General features: G+C 49.8%; 2 protein-coding genes. Both read right to left on the reverse strand.

Translation table 11 applies throughout. From position 1 onward, the window contains the following. Positions 1 to 248, reverse strand: a 248-nt coding sequence (locus tag D6694_05990) for a 1-aminocyclopropane-1-carboxylate deaminase/D-cysteine desulfhydrase (protein ID RMH44263.1), incomplete at its 3' end; no start/stop codon positions are given. A gap of 1 nt (position 249) precedes the next feature. Continuing rightward, the coding region (locus tag D6694_05995) for an EAL domain-containing protein (GenBank protein RMH44264.1) at positions 250 to 1,559 on the reverse strand (1,310 nt) is incomplete at its 5' end.

Raw genomic sequence — 1,559 nt, forward strand, 5'->3', positions numbered from 1 at the left:
AGGTTCCAACGATAAAGGTTCGCGACATAGGCGACCGCATGCGCATGGTTTGACCACGGTCCGCCCATGGTGAACACTTTGGCACCTTCCGGTAATTGGTGCGTGAGGCCATACAGTTTTCGCCACTTGTTGCCAGAAACGATGGGATGAATCAGGTCATCCCGTTTCAACAAAATGGTCAGGCTTGTTGATGGCGCCAGTGGAAAGCAATGGGACACGTCGTGCAGTGGCGAGTTCATTACGTTCACGCTAACTGGTGAAACGCGGAAACCTGATTTCCCCTTGGGTGAGCCATGATGTCACCTCATTGGCTGGAGCAGGTTTGGCAAACAGATAGCCCTGGCCAAGCTGACACCCCATTTCCAACAAGCTTTTGTGTTGCTCTTCAGTTTCAACGCCTTCTGCGACGGTGACGAAACGTAATGAGGCAGACAAATCCAGAATACTGCGCACAATTTCCTTGTCATGGACGGAGTAGGCTAGGCCACGGACAAAATCTATATCGATTTTCAGCTTTTCAATGGGCAGACGTTTGAGGTATTGGAAGCTTGAGTAGCCGGTGCCGAAGTCATCAATGGAAATGCGCACACCAGCAGTGTGTAACAGCCCCATGCTTTCGGCGGCAGCCTCTATGTTGGCAAGAAAAATCGACTCCGTGATTTCTAACTCAAGCAAATGCGGATCGACGTTGTGTTTTTTGATGAGCGCCAAGAGAAAATCGACAAATGAATTGTCTTGGAATTCTTTGGCCGATACGTTGATCGCGACGATTGGTGGGTGAGGAAGCATCTCTTGCCATAGCTTAAGCTGATGAATGGCGTGTTCGGCAATCAGACGATCAAGGTCGAAAATCAAGCCGGTTTCCTCAGCCAACGGAATAAAATGACTGGGCGAGATGGCCTCACCATCGATTTCCCAACGTACCAGCGCTTCGAGCGCTGTGATCTTGCCACTGGCCAAATCCACTTGCGGCTGGAAAAACAGGGTGAGTTCTCGATGCTCGATGGCTTGACGAAGGTTTTGGATCAAATTGACTTGGTGCGTGAATGTGGCGGAGAGGTTTTCATCGTAGAAACAAAAGCCGTTTTTACCGTTTTCCTTCGCGGCATACATGGCGAGATCTGCTTGGCGCAAGAGCTCTTCCGGCGAAATTTCTGAATGACTTTCATCATAAAAAGCAATGCCTATGGAGGCGGCCACGGAGGTGTTTCTTTCTTGAATGCGCACTGGGGCACTAACGGTGCGTATGATTTTTTCGCAAAAGATCGCGACGTCCTCTGGACTATGGACCATGGTTTGCAAGATGACAAACTCGTCTCCGCCATATCGTGCCACTGTGTCTGACGCCCGAATCACTTCTTGGAGCCTTTGGCCTATGATTTTCAATAGTTCATCGCCAGCGTCATGGCCAAGTGTGTCATTGACAGCTTTGAAGCCATCAAGATCGATCATTAACACGCTGATTCCCGGCGCGCCGCGACGTGTCTGTGATATGGCTTGTTTCAATCGATCTAGGAACAATTTTCGATTGGGTAATTCGGTGACGGCGTCGTAAAAGG

The organism is Gammaproteobacteria bacterium (assembly GCA_003696665.1).
Lineage (GTDB): Bacteria > Pseudomonadota > Gammaproteobacteria > Enterobacterales.